The organism is Streptomyces anulatus (assembly GCF_014650675.1).
GTDB lineage: Bacteria > Actinomycetota > Actinomycetes > Streptomycetales > Streptomycetaceae > Streptomyces > Streptomyces anulatus.
This window is the reverse complement of the sequence record NZ_BMVK01000003.1, coordinates 347,943-368,009: the sequence shown is the minus strand read 5'-3', so window position 1 is coordinate 368,009 and position 20,067 is coordinate 347,943. Positions and strand designations below refer to the sequence as shown.

At 70.3% G+C, this 20,067-nt stretch carries 20 protein-coding genes and 2 tRNA genes; 17 read left to right on the top strand and 5 right to left on the bottom strand.

Annotation, left to right across the window (positions count from 1 at the left end):
- Nucleotides 1-11: 11 nt before the first annotated feature.
- Both IE272_RS10100 and IE272_RS10095 read left to right on the top strand, forming a co-directional pair.
- A complete protein-coding gene (locus IE272_RS10100; protein ID WP_050359835.1) occupies nucleotides 12-971 on the top strand; it encodes a diacylglycerol/lipid kinase family protein in 960 nt (319 codons plus the stop codon).
- Nucleotides 968-2,452: an MmgE/PrpD family protein gene (locus tag IE272_RS10095; RefSeq protein WP_190006678.1), complete on the top strand. Its 1,485-nt coding sequence runs from the start codon at nucleotides 968-970 to the stop codon at nucleotides 2,450-2,452. Before IE272_RS10100 ends, IE272_RS10095 begins: the two co-directional genes overlap by 4 nt.
- Nucleotides 2,453-2,547: 95 nt before the next feature.
- On the opposite strand, the gene IE272_RS10090 is transcribed toward IE272_RS10095, so the two are convergent.
- Nucleotides 2,548-2,721 (bottom strand): hypothetical protein, encoded by a 174-nt coding sequence (locus IE272_RS10090; RefSeq protein WP_157875660.1) that lies wholly within the window; start codon nucleotides 2,719-2,721, stop codon nucleotides 2,548-2,550.
- Between the two features lie 50 nt (nucleotides 2,722-2,771).
- On the bottom strand, nucleotides 2,772-3,779 hold the full coding sequence (locus IE272_RS10085; protein WP_056702130.1) for a bifunctional lysylphosphatidylglycerol flippase/synthetase MprF: 1,008 nt from the start codon (nucleotides 3,777-3,779) through the stop codon (nucleotides 2,772-2,774).
- A 162-nt stretch (nucleotides 3,780-3,941) separates the two neighbouring features.
- On the opposite strand from IE272_RS10085, the gene IE272_RS10080 reads away from it, so the two are divergent.
- The 12 genes from IE272_RS10080 to serS all read left to right on the top strand — a co-directional run bounded on the left by IE272_RS10080 (nucleotide 3,942) and on the right by serS (nucleotide 14,976).
- Nucleotides 3,942-4,029: transfer RNA gene (locus IE272_RS10080), tRNA-OTHER, on the top strand.
- 249 nt (nucleotides 4,030-4,278) lie between these two features.
- Nucleotides 4,279-5,880, top strand: coding sequence for an aldehyde dehydrogenase family protein (locus IE272_RS10075; protein ID WP_190006677.1), 1,602 nt, complete (start codon nucleotides 4,279-4,281; stop codon nucleotides 5,878-5,880).
- 53 nt (nucleotides 5,881-5,933) lie between these two features.
- The gene (locus IE272_RS10070) at nucleotides 5,934-7,073 is read left to right on the top strand and encodes an acyl-CoA dehydrogenase family protein (protein ID WP_050359832.1); all 1,140 of its coding nucleotides are present in this window, start codon (nucleotides 5,934-5,936) and stop codon (nucleotides 7,071-7,073) included.
- Nucleotides 7,074-7,161: 88 nt separating this feature from the next.
- Complete coding sequence (locus IE272_RS10065; RefSeq protein ID WP_190006676.1) at nucleotides 7,162-8,448, top strand: aspartate aminotransferase family protein; 1,287 nt, start codon at nucleotides 7,162-7,164, stop codon at nucleotides 8,446-8,448.
- A gap of 6 nt (nucleotides 8,449-8,454) precedes the next feature.
- Entirely contained in the window at nucleotides 8,455-8,946 is a 492-nt protein-coding gene (locus IE272_RS10060) for a type II toxin-antitoxin system RatA family toxin (protein ID WP_050359830.1), read from the top strand.
- Nucleotides 8,947-8,988: 42 nt separating this feature from the next.
- Nucleotides 8,989-9,540, top strand: a complete 552-nt coding sequence (locus IE272_RS10055; RefSeq protein ID WP_050359829.1) for a hypothetical protein — start codon at nucleotides 8,989-8,991, stop codon at nucleotides 9,538-9,540.
- Nucleotides 9,537-10,109 (top strand): flavin reductase family protein, encoded by a 573-nt coding sequence (locus IE272_RS10050; protein ID WP_050359828.1) that lies wholly within the window; start codon nucleotides 9,537-9,539, stop codon nucleotides 10,107-10,109. Before IE272_RS10055 ends, IE272_RS10050 begins: the two co-directional genes overlap by 4 nt.
- A 5-nt stretch (nucleotides 10,110-10,114) precedes the next feature.
- Entirely contained in the window at nucleotides 10,115-11,110 is a 996-nt protein-coding gene (locus IE272_RS10045) for a ferritin family protein (RefSeq protein ID WP_179890644.1), read from the top strand.
- Nucleotides 11,107-12,144, top strand: coding sequence for a beta-ketoacyl-ACP synthase III (locus IE272_RS10040; protein ID WP_050359826.1), 1,038 nt, complete (start codon nucleotides 11,107-11,109; stop codon nucleotides 12,142-12,144). Before IE272_RS10045 ends, IE272_RS10040 begins: the two co-directional genes overlap by 4 nt.
- 62 nt (nucleotides 12,145-12,206) lie before the next feature.
- Nucleotides 12,207-12,437, top strand: coding sequence for an acyl carrier protein (locus IE272_RS10035; RefSeq protein WP_050359825.1), 231 nt, complete (start codon nucleotides 12,207-12,209; stop codon nucleotides 12,435-12,437).
- Complete coding sequence (locus IE272_RS10030; RefSeq protein WP_050359824.1) at nucleotides 12,437-13,657, top strand: beta-ketoacyl-[acyl-carrier-protein] synthase family protein; 1,221 nt, start codon at nucleotides 12,437-12,439, stop codon at nucleotides 13,655-13,657. The genes IE272_RS10035 and IE272_RS10030 overlap by 1 nt, the downstream gene beginning before the upstream one ends.
- A gap of 41 nt (nucleotides 13,658-13,698) precedes the next feature.
- On the top strand, nucleotides 13,699-14,976 hold the full coding sequence (gene serS, locus IE272_RS10025; RefSeq protein ID WP_056702123.1) for a serine--tRNA ligase: 1,278 nt from the start codon (nucleotides 13,699-13,701) through the stop codon (nucleotides 14,974-14,976).
- 65 nt (nucleotides 14,977-15,041) lie between these two features.
- Here the strand turns inward: serS and IE272_RS10020 are convergent, their stop codons facing one another.
- Complete coding sequence (locus tag IE272_RS10020) at nucleotides 15,042-15,821, bottom strand: AfsR/SARP family transcriptional regulator (protein ID WP_050359822.1); 780 nt, start codon at nucleotides 15,819-15,821, stop codon at nucleotides 15,042-15,044.
- Between the two features lie 507 nt (nucleotides 15,822-16,328).
- On the opposite strand from IE272_RS10020, the gene IE272_RS10015 reads away from it, so the two are divergent.
- A complete protein-coding gene (locus tag IE272_RS10015) occupies nucleotides 16,329-17,159 on the top strand; it encodes an alpha/beta fold hydrolase (RefSeq protein WP_050359821.1) in 831 nt (276 codons plus the stop codon).
- Here the strand turns inward: IE272_RS10015 and IE272_RS10010 are convergent, their stop codons facing one another.
- A complete protein-coding gene (locus IE272_RS10010) occupies nucleotides 17,160-17,987 on the bottom strand; it encodes a helix-turn-helix domain-containing protein (RefSeq protein WP_098891057.1) in 828 nt (275 codons plus the stop codon). It abuts the gene before it with no gap.
- A 145-nt stretch (nucleotides 17,988-18,132) separates the two neighbouring features.
- Between IE272_RS10010 and IE272_RS10005 the strand changes: the two genes are divergently transcribed.
- Nucleotides 18,133-18,220 (top strand) — tRNA-Cys (locus IE272_RS10005).
- A 275-nt stretch (nucleotides 18,221-18,495) separates the two neighbouring features.
- Complete coding sequence (locus IE272_RS10000) at nucleotides 18,496-19,080, top strand: TerD family protein (RefSeq protein ID WP_007447254.1); 585 nt, start codon at nucleotides 18,496-18,498, stop codon at nucleotides 19,078-19,080.
- Nucleotides 19,081-19,224: 144 nt separating this feature from the next.
- On the opposite strand, the gene IE272_RS09995 is transcribed toward IE272_RS10000, so the two are convergent.
- Nucleotides 19,225-19,944 carry a DUF5324 family protein gene (locus IE272_RS09995; protein WP_190006675.1) on the bottom strand — a complete coding sequence of 240 codons (720 nt, stop codon included), beginning with the start codon at nucleotides 19,942-19,944 and terminating at the stop codon, nucleotides 19,225-19,227.
- Nucleotides 19,945-20,067: the final 123 nt, after the last annotated feature.

Sequence of the window (20,067 nt, the reverse complement as noted above, 5' to 3'; positions counted from 1 at the left end):
GAGTTGAATTCATGGCGGACCCCGCTGTCCCACACCTGGAAAGTTGCCTCGTCATCGCCAATCCCACGGCGGGCACGGTGACCCGGGAGCTGATCGACGACGTGGTCGAGGGCTGCGCCCGGTACACCGATGTCCGGCTGGCGAGGACCTCGGGCCGCGGCGACGCCACGGCCCTCGCGGCCGAGGCGGCCGGGGGCGCGCGCGGGCCCGGAGTGCGTGTGGTGGTCGCCGTGGGCGGCGACGGCACGGTCCTCGAAGTGGTCGAGGGGCTGCTGAACGGCGGCCGGGCGCCGGACGGCGTGGCCCTGCTGGTCGTCCCGGCCGGCACCGGCAACTCCGACTACCGCTCCCACTGGGGCGAGCGGCCCTGGCGGGAGGCCCTTGAGCAGGCGCTCGGCGGTGGGGTGGTCCCGCGCCGGCTCGACCTGGCGCGGGTCCGTGAGTCGGGCGATCTGATCGTGCTCGGCGCGGGGGCCGGCCTGACGGCCGAGGTGCTCCGCAGCGCCCGGGGCATCGAGCTGCGCGGCAAGGACCGGCTGCGGGCCGGACTCGAACACGCGGCGGCCCAGTACACCCCCTACCCGGGCCGGATCACCGTCGACGGGATGGTCGTCCACAAGGGCGACACGGTGCTCGCCAACGTCGGGGGCGGCCGGCACCGTGCCTGGCAGTTCCTGGTGCTGCCGGACTCCGTTCTGGACGACGGGCTGCTCGACGTCTGCGTGGTGGGGGCGGAGACCGCCGCCACCGACGTTCCGGAACTGCTGCGCACGGGTGGGCACGTCGGCCGGACCGGCACGGTGTATGTGAAGGGCCGCAGCGTCACCTTCGAGCGTACAGACGGGCTGCCGCTCTGCTTCGAGCACGACGGCGAACTGGTCACGGACTGCGGGTCCCGCCTCACCGTGGACGTGCTGCCGGGCGCCCTGCCCGTGCTGTGTGACCCGGCCGGCCTTCCGGACTCCCGGTGACGGCGGCGCCGGTCTCCCTCACCGGTGAGCTGGCGGACTGGGCGAGCGGCTTGCGCCTCGACGACATCCCGGACCGCGTCATCGACCTGGCGAAGAGCCAGATCGTTTCCCAGCTCGCCGCGATCAGGGCCGGTCTCACCCACCCGCTCGGCGTCAAGCTCGTCCGCGCCTTCGGCGGCCCCCTGCAGGCCGATCCGGCGCGGTCGGCCCCGGTGCTCGCCGCTCTCGGCTCATGGCTGAACCTGGACGACACCGCGTACGCGGGCCATCTGTCGAACTCCACCGTGGCAGTCCCGCTGGCCTTCGCCCGCGCGGGCCGGCTGGACGGCGCGGCCCTCCTCGGCGCGGTGGTGGCCGCCAACGAGTGCGCGGCCCGGGTCACCGCCGCGGCCACCCTGGGGCCGTTCCGCGGTCAGACCGCAGCGCACACCAGCCTGGTCGGCGCGGTGACGGGCCGGCTGCACTGCGCCGGAGCGCCGGCGCGGGAGTGGGGCCAGGCCCTCGGGCTCGCCCTGACGATGCCGCCCTGGACCCTGATGCACGGCTTCCTGGGCGGCGAGGCCCGCCTGCTCTCCGCCTTCACCCCCGTACGCACGGCCATGGACGCGTGCGATGCCGCGGCCGCCGGGGTGACGTCGGCGCCGGACATTCTGGAACATCCGCAGGGCTTCCTCACCCGGTTCGCCACGGTGCCGCTTCCGGAGGCGGTTACGGCCGGGCTCGGCCGCCGCTGGCACACCGAAACCCTGTCCTTCAAGGTCCGGCCGGGCGGTCCCGGCATCGACAGCGCGGTGGACTGCGCCCTGGAGATCCGGCGGCAGGGCGACTTCGCCGGCGTGGACAGCATCACGGAAGTGGAGGTCGAGACTTCGTACTACACGATGCACGCCGCCCGGCTCGCCTCCGAGCACGACCACGGGCCGCGGACCCCGGCGAGCGTGCTGCCGCTGTCCGTCCCGTACGCGGTGGCGACCGCACTCATCGAGGGCGACCTCACCGTGGCCGACTTTGCCGCGCCGGCCACCGGCGACGTACGGCGGTGGCGGCTCGCGGAGCGGGTGCGGCTTGTGGAGGACCCGCTGATGACCCGCGACCTGCTGCACAGCGAAGCCCCGTTCGGTGAGGCGCTGCGGCAGGCGGGGAACCGCGGCGCCAAGTGGCTGCACGGGTTCATGGGCGCGCGGGCCGACCTGCTCCTTGCCACGCCGGGCGAGCCGGTCCCCGACTTCCGGTACGCCACCAAGCACACGGGTGCGCGTGTCACCGTGCGATGGGCCGACGGAAGGTCGGCCTCCGCGCGCAGGGACATCCCGGTCGGCGCGGCCGGGCCGGACACAAGAGCGCGCCACCGGGCCCTGGTGCGGGCGAAGTTCACCGCCGTCGGAGGCGAGGAGAAGGTCGCCGACGCCTGCGCGGAACTGGAGTCGGCGGGTCCGGACCAGGTGGCGGGCCTGCTGACGGAGGCCCTCACCGTCGGATGACTCCGGGCGGGCCACGGACGGACGGCAGGCGGCGAGCGGACAAACGGGGCGGCGGTCCACCGGACCGCCGCCCCACTTCCGTGCCCGCTCGCCGCTCAGGCCCGGCCGGGCTCCGCCCGCAGTCGCGCGTCCAGCGCCTTGACGGCGGCGTCCCCGTCCCGCGCGAGCGTCTCGTCGTCCGGTGCCCCGATGATCGCCATGAGCAACTCGACCAGGGAATCGTGCAGCATCTCGATGCTCCGGTTCTGGAGCAGTTGTTCCTCGGGCATGACCTCTCCTTCGATAGGAATTGCTGAACGCTGTTCGGGACCGGTTCGCATCAGAAGGCGTTGCATGCGCGGAATATGTGCGCGAAGGCGGCAGGCGACGCGTCACCGTCGAAGGCGACGTACTCGGGGATGCGGAGCTGGGGTGCCCACTTCTCCTTGTATGCCAATTGGGATTTGGCCGGATACAGCTGCTCGCCGTGCTCCCACAGAAAGTGCATGAGCCACCTGAACGACGGACTGTGGCCGTCGAGTTCGAGATTCACGTCGAGGCCGGTGAACGGCGTGAAACCGAAATGCAGCCACGCCACCTCCTCGGCCGTGAACACCTCGATAGCATGGGCGTTGATGGCCTCCATCAGCCCGGGTGAGCCGCCGGGAACGCGGCGGCTGAGGTCGTGCATCCAGCCGGCCCGGCTCCCGTAGACCGGTGCGTACGAGATATAGCCCACGGGCCGGTCCTCGATCGTGCCGAGGAACAGCCTCCGGTGCTTCTGCGCGGGGCCTCCGATCTGGCCGACGAGGAACTCCAGCGCCCGTGCGTCGTCGCCCTTCGTGCCCAGCCACGCCTCGTCGATCTCGCGCAGCCCGTCCTGCCACCTGCTGGCGTCGGCGGCATCGACCTCCGTCACCCGCAGGCCGTTGCGACGTGCCCGGGAGATCTTGTTGCGCAGCTGCATGAAGCGGGTGCCGCGCAGCGTGAAGACCGACAGGTCCACCGCCCAGGAGGCACCGATCTGGTTCACCGTGAATCCGTTCCTGGCGTACGCACCGGCGTCCTTGAACTGCAGTTGTACGCCGACGACGCGTAGCCCCCGCTGGTGCGCGTAGGCCACGAACCGGCGCAGCAGCTCCTCGTAGGAGTCCTCGTCCGCGAAGGGGCCGCCGAACTGCACGAGGAAACGGCCGGCCCGCCGGTAGACGATGACGCCCTGCGTGTCGGGCGAGGTGAAGACCTCGTTCCCGCTGTTCAAGGTCAGGAAGGAGCTCGGGTTCTCGGCCTGCGTATGCCGCCGCACGGCACGCAGGACCTGACTGTCCGAAGAGGTGGGTGCGGGCATGCTCAGCTCCCTGCTCGGTAGGGCTCGACAGGGAGAGTAGAGCAGCTGCTTTTCTCTGCCGAAAGAGGGGAGCCGAAAGCGTCAGGCAGACGTCAGGCGCGTATCAGAATGACCTGTCATGGTTATCCCAGTGAACGGCACGGAAGTCCGGGCCGGGAACGAGGAGAGGTGCCCGGAGTGGCTTATCGGGGTCCGTCATTCGTTGGCGGTCTGGCTCACGCCTCCGCAGGTTCGAATCCTGCCCTCTCCGCTTCACAAGGGCTTTCGGAAAGTCTTTCACAAGGTCTGTGAACGGGCCCGGCCGCATGCAGAAGCGGCCGGGCCCGCTGCGTTTCCTCGGGTGGGAGGAAAGGGGCCCGGCGGCCGAAGGTCAGGGTGATGTCAGCGGCGGATCAGGTCGCGCTGAAAGGATCGATTCGCTCCGCAGATGATGCGCGGCGACACAGGGGCCAAGCAGTAGACCCGCCCCGCGTGCAGGCAGAACGGGGAAGGCATGTTGATGCGTGAAGAGCCAATGCACAGCTACAAGCTCTACATAGCCGGCAAGGACGTCGACGGTGACGGCTGGGTGTATACGGTCAGCTCCCGGTCCCTGCTCGAGGACGTGTTCACCAGTGTCGGTCTGAAGCGGGAACTCGAGCGCGATCCCGATTCCGACTCCGCCGGTCATCCCTACATCGCGGGCCGTTGCGCCATCGCGGGCGACGGCGCGATCGACCTGGCCACCGAGGCGGCAGCCGCGGCGGCGCCCGGCTGGGCTGCCGTGCCGCTGGAGCGGCGGATGCGCCTGGGAACCCTCTTCCGAGAGGAACTGATCCGCCGCCAGGACGAGTTCGTCGCGATGCTTGTGACCGAGGCGCATCCCGTACGGCTCGCGCGCTGGGAGCTGAGCTGTCTGCTCCAGGTCTTCAGCGAGGAGAGCCTGGAGTGGTACGGCAGCCAGATGCACACCGAGTTCGCGCACGGCGACCGACGGCTCATCGTCCGCAGGCAGCCCGACGGTGTGGTGGCCTTCAACCCGCCGCAGAACGCGCCCGCTCCCAGCGCCGCCCTGGCCGTCCTGGCCCTGATGTCCGGCAACAGCGTCATCGTGCGCGCCCCGCGCAGCATCGCGCTGAGCACCATGTGGCTGATGCGTGACGTGGTCGGGCCGCTCCTCGACGAGGTCGGCGCGCCGCCCGGCGTACTCAACGCCGTCTGCTCCAACCCCCGTCAGACCATCGACCGCTGGCTGGCGGACCCGCTGATCGACGACATCTTCTACATCGGCGGCAGCCAGGAGGGCCTGCGTTTCCAGGAGCGGTGCGTGGCGGCCGGGAAGAAGCCCATCCTCGAACTGGCCGGCAACGACGGCATCGTGGTTTGGGAGGACGCCGACATTCCGAAGGCGGCCGAGGCGATCTCCGAGGCGTTCTACGGCTCCGGGCAGATCTGCATGGTCCCCAACTACGTCCTGGCGCACCCCGCGATCGCCGACCGGCTCATCGCCGAGGTCGCCGAGCGTGCCGCGGAGGTGCGCCCCGGATATCCGGAGGACGAGGAAGTCCTGCTGTCCCCGGTGCGGCGCAGCGAGCGCTTCTTCACGCTGCTCCAGGGCGCCCTCGACCAAGGCGCCGAGCTGGTGACCGGCGGCCACCGCACCGAGCTGGACGGCACCGAGTCGGAGACCGGGGTGTTCCTGCAGCCCACCGTGGTGCGGGTGGACGGCCTGGTCGCGGCCCGCGGCTTCGACATCGTCCGGCACGAGACGTTCTTTCCGCTGCTGCCGATCGTGGTGCCCGACGACACGACCGACGACGCCGAACTCCTCGAAGCCTTCGTCGGCTTCGTCAACGCCAACGAGTACGGACTGCGCAACTCCGTGTGGGCCACCTCTCCCACCGTGATCGACACCTTCGTGCAGCGCGTCGTCAACGGCGGTCTGCTGAAGGTGAACGACTCGCACATCGGGTTCCTGCCCTACCTCCCCAGCCACGGCGGCACGGGGCTGACCGGCGGGGTCTTCGGCGAGGCGAACTACCCGATGCTCAAGACCTCGCACGTCCAGGGGGTCAGCATCGCCCGCGGCATCAGCCCGCGCGACGCGGTCTTCGGCTCCTGACGCTCCCGGAACCGCCCGAGTGCGGCGGCGCACCATCTGCCATTGGAGGCTCCATGCGTTCCCTCGAACTCGCCCGCGACCTCACCGAGCACTACCTGCCGGGGCTGTCCAAGGCCCTGGAGGCGATCCCGTACGAAGAGCGGGAGGCCCGGGAAAGCCCGGTGGTCGGCATCTTCCGTGCCCACGGCGGAGCGGGCCTGCTGGTCCCCGAGGAGTACGGCGGTCTGGGAGCCGACATCCTGGACGCGGTGCGGGTGCAGCGCGCCTTGGGCTCGCTCTCGCCCTCGCTCGCCGCGGCGACGGCCATGCACCACTTCACCGTGGCGATGCTGTACGCGCTCGCTGCCGAACCCGGCCGGCTCACCGGCGCGCAGCTGAAGGTGCTGCACGAGGTCGCGCCGGGCCGCCGTCTCATGGCCTCGGGCTGGGCGGAGGGACGTACGCAGCAGAACATCCTCATCCCCGCGGTCACCGCGACCAGGACCGACGGCGGCTATCTGCTGCGTGGCTCCAAGAAGCCCTGCAGCCTGGCGCGTTCGATGGACGTGCTCACCGCGAGCATCGCGGTGCCCGGCGCCGACGGCGCCCCGGAACTGGCCCTGGCGCTCGTCCCCGCCTCCTCGCCGGGCCTCTCGGTACACCCCTTCTGGGCCAATGAGGTGCTCGCCGCCGCCGAGAGCGACGAAGTGCGCCTCGATGACGTCTTCATCGCGGACGAACTCGTGGTGACCACCTCCGCCGATGACCCCGGCCGCCTGGAGGACCTGCAGACGGCGGGCTTCGCCTGGTTCGAGCTGATGGCTTCCTCGGGCTACGCGGGCGCGGCGACGACGCTCGTCGACCGGGTCGTCGAACGCGGACGCGGCGGCACGGCGGACCGGGCGGACATCGCCCTGAGGACGGAGTCGGCCTTCGCGCTGCTGGAGGGCGCGGCCCGCGCGGTGCGCGACGGGCTTCAGGGCGAGGCAGCGGTCGCCGCGGTACTGGTGGCCCGGTACGCGGCCCAGGAGTCCCTGGCGCGGGCCGCCGACCGGTCCCTGGAACTGCTCGGCGGCATCGACTTCATCAGGTCGAACGAGAACGCCCGCCTCGCCGCCGCCGTGCGCCCCCTCGCCTTCCACCCGCCCGGCCGTGCCTCGGCCGAGGAGCCGCTCCTGAAGTGGTTCGCCGGCGAGCCGCTGGAGCTGGCGTGATCCCCGCACCGCGCCGAGACCCCGCACCGCACCGACCGACCGCTGCCGCGCCGCACCCCGGAGCGCGCCTGTTCACCGGAGTCGCCCCATGACCGTCGTATCCGAGAACCGGTCCGTCACGGACACGGAGGAGGAGATACTCCGCCTCTACCGGGCGCATCTGAGCAAAGGCCGGGCCACTCTCGCCGAACTCTTCGGCAGCCACATGGAGGTCGAGTCCTCCGGAGCCTGGCTGACCACGAGCGACGGCGAACGGTTCCTCAACGCCGGCGGCTACGGGGTCTTCATCATGGGCGCCCGGCACCCGACCGTCGTGGAAGCCGTCGAGCGCCAGCTGCGGACCCACCCGACCGCGACCCGGATCCTGCTGGAGCCGACGGTGGCGCGGGCCGCCGAGGCCCTGGTCTCCGTGACCCCTCCCGGCCTCGACCGGGTGCACTTCGCGCTCTCCGGGGCCGAGGCCGTCGAGACCGGCCTGAAGCTGGCCCGTGCCGGGGGCCACAAGCGCACCGTCTCCATGTCCGGCGGCTACCACGGCAAGACCCTCGGCGCTCTGTCGGCGACGGCGAAGGAGGTCTACCAGAAGCCCTTCAGGCCGCTGGTCCCCGACTTCACGCACCTGCCCTTCGGGGACGCCGACGCCCTGCGGCAGGAGCTGGCGGCCCACCCCGGTGAGGTCTGCGTGATCATCGAGCCCGTCCAGGGCGAGGGTGGCGTGATCCTGCCTCCCAAGGGCTATCTCAGGCGCGTCGAGGAACTGGTCCGGGAGTACGACGGTTTCCTCATCCTCGACGAGGTGCAGTCCGGATTCGGGCGTCTGGGCGAGTGGTGGGGGGCCGACATCGACGGCATCGTCCCCGACGTCCTCCTCGCGGGCAAGGCCCTGGGCGGTGGCGTGCTCCCGGTATCCGCCGCGGTCGCCACCCGCGAGGCGTTCCGCCCCTTCGACAAGGACCCCTACGTCCACACGGCGACCTTCTCCGGGCAGCCGCTGCTGATGGCCGCGGTCCAGGGGGCGATCCAGGCCATGAGCGAGGGCAGGCTGGTCACCCGCGCCCTGGAGCTGGGGGTCCGGCTGCTGCCGCGGATCACCGAGATTGCCCGGCGGAACATCCCCGACCTGCTCGTCGAAGTACGGGGCCGGGGCCTCCTGATCGGTGTGGAACTGATCGAGGCCGGCCTGGCCGGCGAGCTGCTCATCGAGCTGTTCAACCACGGTGTCGTCGCCAACCACTCCATGAACGGCAGCTCGGTGGTGCGCTTCACGCCGCCGGCCATCCTCACCGACCGCGACGTGGACCACCTGCTCGATTCCTTCGACAAGGCCACCCGCGCCCTCATCAGTGGCTCGGCCACGCTGCCCGGAAGGCGGTAACCGAACGTGCGACACGTCGAACTGAATGCCACAGTGCGCTCCGAGAAGGCACTGACCGTGTACGACAGCGTGCTCCGCTGGGAGCGGTACGCAGAGCTGGCGCCCCATGTCCGGTCGACCACCGTGCACGCCACCTACCCGGCCGACCGGTGCAGCTCCAGCTGGGAACTGCACTTCCGCAGCGGACTGCTGCGCTGGACGGAGGACGACCGGTTCGACCGCGACCGGCTGGAGATCCACTTCGAGCAGAGCGACGGGGACTTCGACCACTTCACCGGCGCCTGGCGGATCGCGCAGGACGGCGACGACGTGGCCGTCCGCTTCGAGGCCGACTTCGACTTCGGCATCCCCAGCCTCGAAGGCATCCTCGACCCGATCGCCGAGCGGGTCATCAAGGAGACCGTCGCCTGGGCCGTGACCGGTCTGTTCCCGCGGACCGAGCTGGGCGACGACCTCGACCTGTCCGCTCCCGGCTCCGCCGTGCCCACCACCGCATGAGTCCGGCCGCCGCGCACCGCGGCAAGAAACAGGAGACGAACCGTGGATCAGGCCAACCCCTTCGAGACTCCCAGAACCTTCTCGCTGCACCGCGCCGAATACCTGGTCGGTCTGGCCGTGTCGACCGGGCTGATCATTGCCCACTTCGATGAGATCCGATGGCTGCCGGCGATCGCGCTGTTCCTCTACATCGACCTGATCGGATACATCCCGGGGGCCATCGCCTTCCGTCGCAGCGGCGGGCGGCCCATCGCCAAGACGTACTACGTGCTCTACAACGTCATGCACAGCCTCATCACCCAGGCCGCTGTCGCCGCTCTGTGGTGCTGGCTCGTCGAACCGGAATGGGCACTGTTGGTGCTGCCGTTCCACCTGTTCGGCGACCGCGGGCTGTTCGGGAACTTCATGAAGCCCTTCGCGCTTCCCTTCGAGCCCGTCCGGCAGAAGGGCTACCTGAGGCTGCTGGACGATCTCGGCGTCGCCCACCCCAAGCCCGTCGGGCACATACAGGACCCCGAGCCCGTCGGCCATGTGCCCGCGCCGCGGAAAGCCGACGCGATGGCGGGGCAGAGCGCGACGAAGGTGGTGCGGTGACCACGGCAACGGGTGCGCACCCCGTACAGCGCGAGGCCCTGCGCCGACTCGCCGCTCCCGTCGCCGTTCTGACGGTGTGCCACCGGGCGAGCCCGCACGGCACGACCGTCAGCAGCGTCAGCCGGGTCTCCCGGACCCCGCTCCTGATGGGCGCCTGCCTGCGGGCCGGCTCCTCCTTCGCGAACCTCGCGGCCGAGGAGGGCCGGTTCTCCATCAACGTACTCGACAGCGAACAGGGCCCACTGGCGCGCTGGTTCGCCGACAGCACTCGCCCCGACGGCATCGAGCAGTTCGCCGGACTTGCCTGGCGACCCGACGAGTTCACCAAGGCCCCGCGGCTCGAAGGAGCCCTCGCGCACTACTCCTGCCGCGTCTCGGGCCGCTTCGTCGTCGGTGACCACGAGGTCCTCCTCGGCCAGGTGGTCCGTGCGGACCACGGCGATGGGGAGCCGCTGCTGAGCTACGCCGGCGGACTCTTCGCCGCAGGGCTGCGTCCCGCCAGGACGGGCCGGCCGCGCGACCTCGACAGGCCCGAGACACTCTCCCCGAACGACAAGGCAGGACGGTGACCCCGATGCCCGAAGCATTCACCACAGCACCGGAGGCCGACTGGGACGCGGCCCCCGGGCTCCTGGACGGAGCCATGAAACTGACGCTCGGTCCCGACGACTGCGACCTCGCGTACTGGATCACCTCCGTTGCGCAGGGCACGTTGCGCGACCGCGGAGTGACCGGGCACCACCAGGACGTCGGCGTGCCCGACTTCCTGAAGGCCCCGGGGCCGCTGCGCGAGGCACTCGTCCTCGAATTCGGGTTCCGCGGCCTGTCCGAGGAGATCGCCACCCGGCTGCTCGGCCACTACGTCCCGATCGCTCCCGGCGTCCCGGAGATGGAGTTCTATGCCACCCAGATGATCGACGAGGCCCGGCACGCCCGCGTGTTCCGCAACCACTTGGTGGAGCTGGGCATGCCCGCGGACACACTCCTGAAGGACATCGACGACATGGCGGCCGACTACCGGCGCCGGGTGCTCCGGCCGGTGGAGGACTTCACCCTTGAGATCGTCCGTGACCAGCAGGACTTCATCGGTGGCGTCGCGGTGTTCGCCATCGTCATCGAGGGCGTGCTCGCCCCCGCGGCCGAGCTGAGCGAACGCAAGTGGACCCCCCTGTCCCCGGCCACCGGAGAGGTCTCCCGCGGGACGGCGATCGACGAGATCCGGCACCTGACCGTGGCCAGCACCATTCTCAAGGATCATCTGGCCGCTCACCCCGAATCCCGCGACCGGGTGCTGGAGATCATCCGGGCCGGCGTGCGGATGTGGGACGAGGTCCCCGACCGGGAGTTCGTCATCCACCGCGAGGAGCTGTTCCAGGAAGGGATGCTCCAGCACGCCGACAAGGTCGGCGACTACGAGATCTGGCCCGGCGTCAAGATGATCGACACCACCCCTGAGCAGCGCTACGACATGGCCGAGCGGTGGACGGACGAGATGGCGCGCAGCCGGCTCGGCTACATGGGCCTGCCTCTGGACGCCCTCGACTCCGGCGGGACCGGGGCTCCGGCGTGACCGCCCCGGCCCCCGCCGCTCCGGCGCGCACCGGCCCCGCGGCGGTGATCTGCGGCATCGGTTCCTATCTGCCCCCGGACGTGGTGACCAACGACGATCTCGTGGCCCGCCTCGACACGAGCGACGAGTGGATCCGTACCCGCACGGGGATCGCCACCCGGCACGTGGTCTCGCCGGGCACGGCCACCTCCGAGCTGGCCGTGGAAGCCGGCCGTAGGGCCCTGGAGTCGGCGGGCGAGGAACGCCCGGACGCCCTGGTCCTCGCGACCACGACACCGGACCGGCTGTGCCCGGCCACGGCGCCCGAGGTGGCCGCGCGGCTCGGCCTCACGGGGATCGCCGCCTTCGACGTCTCAGCGGTGTGCACGGGCTTCCTGTACGGGCTCGCGACTGCCGAGGGTCTGATCGCGGCGGGCCTGGCCGAACGCGTACTGCTGATCGCGGCCGACGCCTTCACCACCATCATCGATCCGCTCGATCGCGGCACCTCCGTGATCTTCGCGGACGCCGCGGGCGCGGTGATGCTGCGGGCGGGCACGTACGACGAGCCGGGAGCGGTCGGCAGAACCGTGCTCGGCAGCGACGGAACGCTCAGCGATCTGATCGAGGTCCCCGGCGGCGGCTCCCGGCAGCGTTCGTCCGGCGTCGCGGCCGCCCCCGACGACGGCTGGTTCCGGATGCGGGGTCGGGAGACCTACCGGCACGCGGTGAACCGGATGGCCTCGGCGTCCCGGCAGGCGGCAGCCGCTGCCCGCTGGAGAACCGAGTCCGACGTCGACCGGCTGGCCGCGCACCAGGCGAACGCCCGCATTCTCCGGTCCGTCGCCGAGGAGCTGGGCATCACGGCGGCACGGCAGCTCTCCAACATCGAGCACGTCGGCAACACGGGCGCCGCGTCCATCCCCGTGCTCCTCGCCCAGTCGGTCTCCGAAGGCGCGCTGCTCCCCGGCCACCGGGTGCTGCTCACCGCGTTCGGCGGCGGGCTCGCTTGGGGGGCGACCACGGTGGTCTGGCCGGACGTCAAGCCCGGATGACCCACCGTGCACCCGGCCCGTCCCACCTGTATCCGACCGAACCGACGCCAAGGAGGCATCCCATGTTCGAGACCCTCAAGGAAATCCTGGTCAGCAAGCTCAAGGTGACACCGGAGCAGGTCACGCCCGAAGCGACGCGGGAGGACGTTGAGCTCGACTCGCTCGCGGTCGTCGAGCTGTCCCTGCTCCTGGAGAAGGAGCTGGGCATGAACATCAGCGACGACGAGCTGCTCGAACTCGACACCATCGGGGAGATGGCCGAGCTGATGGAGCAGCGGAGCACGAAGGTCTGATGGCACGCGCCGAGATCGCCGTCAGCGGCCTGGGCCTGGTGACGCCGGGCGGAGTCGGTGTCGGGCAGAGCTGGGAGGCGGCCCTCGCGGGCCGTCCGGCGGCCGCCCTCGACCCTGCCCTGAAGGGGGGCATCGTGCGGCTTTCCTGCCGGGTACCGGAGTTCGACGCCGAGGAGCTGCTGGGGGCCCGCCGGGCCCTCAGGCTCGACCCCTTCGTGCAGTTCGCCCTGGTCGCCGCCCGGGAGGCGGTGGCGGACGCCGGACTCGACCCGGCGACCTGGGACGGAGCCCGGGTCGGGGTGGTGCTCGGCTGCGCCGACGGCGGACCGGGGACCGTGGAGACGCAGCACCGGGTACTCCTGCACGAGGGGCCCACCCGGGTCTCGCCCCTCGTCCTGCCCATGCAGCTGCCCAACATGCTGGCGGGCCAGGCGGCCATCGAGTTCGGCGCCACCGGCCCCAACCTCGTCGTGGCGACCGCGTGCGCCTCCGGGGCGACCGCGATCGGTACGGCGCGGGACCTGCTGCTGCTCGATCGCTGTGACATCGTGCTGGCCGGGGGCAGCGAGGCCATGATCACCCCGCTGGTGATGGCGGGCTTCGCCAGGATGGGGGCGCTCTCCCGCCGCGAGGACGACCCGGCGACGGCCTCGCGCCCGTTCGACGCCGACCGTGACGGGTTCGTGGCGGGCGAGGGCGCCGGTGTGGTCGTCCTGGAGCGAGCCGCCGACGCCCGCGCCCGCGGTGCCCGTGTCCGTGCGCTGATCGCCGGCTACGGATCCGCCGCCGACGCGCATCACATGACCAGCCCGCATCCTGGGGGCAGGGGTGTCGAGGCGGCGATCCGGACGGCGATCGAGGACGCGGGAGCGCACCCGCGGGACGTCCAGCACGTCAACGCGCACGGCACCTCCACCCCGCTCAACGATCTCGCCGAGGCACAGACGCTGCGCCGGGTGCTCCCCGGCACCCCGCTCGTCAGCTCGACCAAGGGCGTCACGGGTCACCTCCTGGGAGCTGCCGGCGCGGTGGAAGCGGCGTTCGGCGTCCTCTCCATCGAGAACGGTGTGGTCCCGCCCACCGCGGGGCTGCGCACCCTCGATCCGCGGTTGGAGATCGAGGTTCCCACCACCGTGACCAGCGCCCGGATCGACCTGGTTCTGAGTAATTCCTTCGGCTTCGGCGGGCAGAACGCGGTCCTGGCGATCGCGAGACCCTGACCGCCGAAGGCCGCACTCGCCCCACGACGAAGGAGACCGCCGTGCACGATGTGCGCGAGTTGATCGAGCAGGGCCCGGACGCGGTCGCCCGGCTGGCCCGCCGGGGTCACACGCTGTCCCTGGCGGACGTCACCGCCGCGCACCGGCGGCGTACGGCACTGAGGGAGGGCGCGGACCGGCTGCGTGCGGAGCTGAAACGCCTGTCCAGGTCCGGGCCTGCCGGGGGCGGCGGCCGGAGCGCGCGGGAAGCCGGCCGGCTGTTGCGGGAACAGGTGCAGCTGGCGGAGGCGCAGGTGCGCGTCGTCGAGCAGGAGCTGACGGGTGTGCTGCAGGCTGTGCCCAATCTGCCCCTGGACGCCGTGCCCGACGGTCATACGGAGAAGGACGCGGTCGAGATCCGCCGTGGCGGACCGGATCCCGTGGCGGCGGATCCCGCGCGCCACCATGCGGCCGTGGGCGAAGCCCTCGGCATCCTCGACGGGGCCCGCTCGGCGAAGCTCTCCGGCGCGCGGTTCAGCGTGGCGCGGGGCGCGGGCGCCCGGCTCCAGCGGGCGCTTTCCGCGTTCTTCCTGGACCTGCACACCCAGGAGCACGGTTACACCGAGTATGCGGTGCCGTACCTGGTCACCCGGGAGACCATGACGGGGACGGGCCAACTGCCGAAGTTCGAGGAGGACTTGTTCTCGACCCGGGTCGGCGACCGGGAACTCTTCCTGATCCCGACGGCCGAAGTGCCGCTCATCAACCTGGTGGCCCGCGAGGTGCTGGAGGCGGGGCAGCTCCCGTTGGCGCTGACCGCCTGCACTCCTTGCTTCCGAGCCGAAGCGGGCTCGTACGGGAGGGACACCCGCGGCATTCTGCGGCTGCACCAGTTCGAGAAGGTGGAGCTGGTACGGGTCTGCGCCCCCGAGGACGCCGGACGCGAACTCCTCTCCATGGTGACGCAGGCGGAGGAGTGCCTCCGACTGCTCGGTCTCAGTTACCGGGTGATGCTGCTGCCGGCCGGGGACCTGGGCTTCTCCGCCCGGATGACCTACGACCTGGAAGTCTGGCTGCCGGGCAGCGACGCTTTCCGGGAAATCTCTTCTGTGTCCGACTGCGGTACGTTCCAGTCACGCCGGGCAGGAATTCGAGTGAAGGGACCGAAAGGAAGCAGGTTCCACCCGGTGACGCTCAACGGCTCCGCGCTTCCCGTCGGTCGCACGGTGGCCGCGCTGCTGGAACAGGGCCGGCAGCCCGACGGTTCGGTGACATTACCGGAAGTCCTTATTCCGTATGCCGGTTTTGCCCGGATCGAGCCCGGTGAAAGAATTTCGTGAAGGGAAACGCCATCGCCTCCTGGACTGCGGCTCCCGCCACTGTTCAGGAGGCGATGACGTGTTGCCTACCGTGCTACCGGTGTCAGACGCAGTGAAGGCGCCTGATTGAGTACTTCTCGGAATCGCTGCTCAAGTTGTTGGGACGGTTCCATTCCCAGTTCGTCGACGAGTCGGCTGCGCACCCGGTTGTAAGCTTCGATTGCCTCTGCCTGGCGACCGCACCGATAGAGCGCCAGCATCAGCATTTCGGTTACGCGTTCCCGCCAGGGGTGTACGGTGCTCACTCTCTTGAGTTCTCCTATGACGCGCACGGGATCGTCGCAGTCGATGCCGAGGGAGAGCTTCTCCTCCAGCGTGCTGAGGTATTCCTCTTCCAACTGGAGCGTCACGCTCTGGCAGAGCGGTCCGGCGGCCACGTCCTGCAGCGGCGACCCTCGCCACAGATTCAGGGCCTCTTCCAGGGAGGCGTACGCCACGTGCGGGTGGTGCGGCGCGGCCGCCCTCGCCCGAGCGGTGTGCTCTCGGAAGGCGTTCAGGTCGAGGTCCTCCGGACGGATGTCCAGGACGTAACCCGAAGCGCGGGTGATCAGTGGCGGCGGTTCGCTTGTGCCGTCGGCGAGGCCGTGGAGTGTCCTGCGCAGGCGGTAGACGTGTGCCTGCAGGGAGTTCTCCACCGTGGGCGGCGGGTTCTCGCCCCACAGCTCCGTGTACAGCTGCGGGGCAGGGACCGGCCTGCCGGTGCTGACCAGCAGGCTGGCCAGCAGGGTCCGTTGTCTCGACCCCGATATGCCGTGAAACCGCCCCCCCGACTCGACTCCGACGGAGCCGAGCACTTTGAACTTCACGATTTTCTCTCCTTGCGCACGAGACCTCTCCTCATGTGACTCTCGGGAGTGCGGAGTTTCGAATCGAATCATTGTCATCGTGTCGGTCGGATGCGTAGCCCACTCGCTACCTGGTATGGACCGTACCGGCCATCACCATCCTCTGTGTACGCCAAACAAGTCTTCCGTCCGAAGTATTTACCTTCATGGCGCATGATCCCGGCAAGGGCGAACCGTGAATTGGCATCGATTACGCGCCAAGCAGGATGCGCTCGACCCGACGGCCCGCCTGGTGGAGCAAAGGGACTCAACACGGATCGTATCGGTCCGGCTGGCGGCCTGCAGGGCGCCGGCGGCAGATGGGACTATGGCCGATTATCGCCAGGGGGTGAAAGAGGAGGTTTCGGCCTCGAATAGGTGCGCATCGTGAGTGCGTGTCCGCAATGCGGGCGATTCCTCGGGGCGATTCCGCATCACATTACCTTGCACGTAATTGACGCAAGCTCCTGGGTGGGGGAGTCTAGGGGCATGCCTTTCTTAACGTCCAGAGATGGGACCAGTCTCTTTTACAATGACTGGGGGACCGGTGAACCCGTCGTCCTGCTCGGTACCGCGATGATGAGTTCGCGCATGTGGGAGTTCCAGGCGCCCTACCTGGCCGCACACGGGCTCCGGTGCGTCACCTACGACCGGCGCGGCTGCGGACGCTCGGACCAGCCCTGGGACGGCTACGGGTACGACACGCTCGCCGATGACCTCGCGGCCCTTCTCGACCACCTCGATCTCACGGACACGGCCCTCGTGGGCTACGCGGTCGGTGGCGGGGAGGCGGTGCGTTATCTGGCACGACACGGAACGGACCGGGTCTCCCGGCTCGTCCTGGCCGGCTCGACCACGCCGTTCATGATGGGGGCGCCGGACCACCCCGAGGGCCTGGATCCCGCGCTCTTCGAGAGCCTGGCCGAGGGGATGGTCAAGGACCGCCCGCGTTGGGCCGCCGAACTCGCCACCCAGTTCTTCGCGGGTGCGGGCGGTGACCCGGACAGGCCGGCCCTCTCACCGGAGCTGATGCGCTGGTCATCGGAGTTGGCCCTGGACTGCTCGCCGCGGGCCGCTCTGGAGATCTACCGCACCCTCTTCACCACCGACCAGCGCGCGGAGACCGCCAGGATCCGGATTCCCACGCTGGTCGTGCACGGAAGCGCCGACATGGGCGCCCCCATCGGCCTGTGCGGTGAGGCGACCGCCCGGCTGATCCCCGGCAGCACGTTCCTTCGCTACGAGGACGCGGCGCACGGGCTGTTCGCCACTCACGCGGACCGGTTCAACGCGGACCTGCTGGCCTTCTTGACCAAATGATCAGCGGCCCGGGGACTCGGTGTCCTGCCGGCCGAGCCGTTCCGCAGCCGCGGTCTCGAACGCGGCTGCGGTCTGCTCATCGGCCGGATGCATGGTCTCCAGGGAGAGTTCCGCCACGGTGATGTCCGTGGCCGCACCGAACGTGGCGATGGTGCTGAACAGCCGCAGTTCGGTGCCCAGTCCCCGCACACGGATCGAAGCGACGATCGTGTCCGACAGATCGTGCCCACCGCCGGACTTGGCGGCGTCCGGCCAGTATGCGGACACCTCGTCGTACAGCTCTCGCAGGCTCTCGCGCCCCGAATAGATGGCCTGCCGGTACAGCCGGCCGATCAGATGGCCACGCCATTCTTCGTGGTTGACGACCTGGCGGACGAGCCCCTCGGGGTGGAGGCAGAGCCGCATCACGTTGAGCGGCGGTTCGAGCAGCTCGGGCGATACGTCCCGCAGGAGCAGCTCCGTGCCGATGTTCATGGCGGCGATGTTCTCGTCGGCGTCCACGGCCAGCGCCGGATAGGGAGCATGGGCTCCCAGGATGCGGTCCATCGCCTCGCGCACGATCTTCAGCCGGGGCGCTTCCAGGGGAGTCTCCTGGAACGACGGGGAGTAACCGGCCGCCACGAGCAGGGTGTTCCGCTGACGTAGGGGGATCTCCAGGCAGTCCGCCAGCCGCAGGACCAGGTCGCGGCTGGGACGCGAGCGGCCGGTCTCCACGAAACTCAGGTGCCGGGCCGAGGTGGTGGCGCGCTGCGCGAGCTCCCCCTGGGTGAGCTTCACGCGTCGCCGCCAGTCTCGTAAGAGTGTTCCGACGTCGGTGTCCGTACTCATGATGGCCACGTGGCGCAGTGTAGCAATCCCGCCTGAAAGTCGCGGAGTTGTGCTTCGGGCCGGGTCAGCGGGACATCAGCCGCCCGTCAGCGGGGTGGTGCAGTCTGGTGGATGTGGACGGGCCGCGGCCGCGGCCCGTTCCCAGGGAGAGATGCCCGGAGTGGTCTATCGGGGATCGGGACACTGTTCCGGTCGGGCTCACGCCTTCGCAGGTTCAAATCCTGCTCTCTCCGCACATGCGGGCAGCCCGTGGCCGACCGGGGCCCGCCGGAAGACGGTCTCCTGGGCTCCACCCACCTTCAAGACCCCCCTGAACCGCGGTGACGCGGTTCAGGGGGGTCTTCGCCGTTCTGCTCCTGCCGCCGCCACCGATGGATCGCCGGGGCGCCCGCCCGCCGGGCCGCGATCTCGTACGATCCGGAACCGGCGCGCTTCCTCCGGGGACCGAGAGCCGGAGGCACCAGGCACACTTCATACGTAAACAGTCGAGCCACCAAAGGACTCAGGCATGATCACGTTGACGAAGGAAGACGGCCCGGCCGACCTGGGCGGGGTGACCCATCTGTCCATCGGGGCGTCCTGGGACCCCACCGTCGGGAGCAGCGGCGGCCTGATGGGGAAGCTCCGGCAGAAGGCCGGCACGGACCTCGACCTGATCGCCATCGCGCTGCAGGGCGGGGACCCGGTACGGCTGGCGGGCCTGGACTCGCTGGACCCGCTGGGCAACGGCTCGCTGGTGCACAGCGGGGACAACCAGACCGGACACGGTGACGGTGACGACGAGACGGTGACCGTCGAGTTCGCCAAGATTCCTTCGAACATCACGTCGATCGTCTTCATCGCCGCCGCGTACAAGAAGCGGAGCGCGTTCAGCAACGCGCGCAACATCAGCTTCAAGGTGTACGACGCGACGGGCGGGAGCACGCAGCAGGTCGCCGACATCTGGCCGAGCATGCTCACCCAGGACAACGGCGTCGCCGTGGCCAAGGCGATCCGCGAGGGCGCGGGCTGGAAGCTCCAGGTGATCAACGAGACCGGGAAGATCAAGCAGGGCGACGAGCAGGCCCTGATGCGCTTCGCCGTGAGCCGGTAGTCGCCGGTGGGCGGGGCTCCGCCGCCGTCTTACGGTGGAGCGGGGCGAGAGAACGAATGAGGCTGCGGTAACCGCCCGGGCGGTTACCGCAGCCTCATTCGTTCTGTCAGGGGGTACGCACGGGGCGCCCCGTGCCGGCCCGGGTCAGGGCCGGTCGTCGAGGCCGGGGGTGTTCCCCTCGCCCGACTCGGCCTCGGCCTGCTTGGCCTTGACCTCCGGGTCGAGGTCGGCCCGGTCGCTGCCGTCGACCGAGCTGAGCGGCGAACGCTCGTCGCCCACCTCGGTGGCGACGGGCGGCTCGACCAGCCAGTCCGGGTTGGCCTGCTTGTCCCACCAGCGCCAGGCGGCATAGGCGCCGCCGGCCAGGACGCTCAGAACCAGGAACCCCTTCGCGGCCCGGCCCGCCTTGGCCCGCCGCTGGTGCTTCCTGGCCAGCTTCTGGATCTCCTTGGCCGTCACCTGGGTGCGCAGCGCCGCCAGGGCGGCTGCGCTGCGGGCGGATGCCTGCTCGGCGACGGGCAGGGCCACCGCCCGGACGTGCTCGACGCGGGGGGCGGTGTAGTCGGCGGCGTTCCGTGCGGCCCTGCGGGTGGAGACCGCGGCGCGGTGCGCGGCCTCGTCGACCTTGGGCGGCACGTGCGTACGGGCCTGTTCGAGGCGCGGCGCGAGATGGGACGCGTACTGGACACGGGCCTGCTGGGCCGCCTTCGTCACCTTGGGCGCGAGCCGTACGCGCGCCTCGTGTGCGTAGTGGGCCGCCTGCTCCTTGGCCTTGTCGGCGTAGGGCGCCACCACTTCCGCGGCGTGCTGCGCGCTGTCCTTCGCCGAGTCGGTTGCGGCGCGCACGCTGTCGATGCGGGTCACGAGATCCTCCTCCTTGGTGGCGGGTAGGTACTCCGCCTGTCCGCCCAGTTCGAAATCATGCCTGTTGGGTCCATGCCCGGCATGCGGGACGGGCATCCGGGTCATGGTCGTCATTTGAGGTCA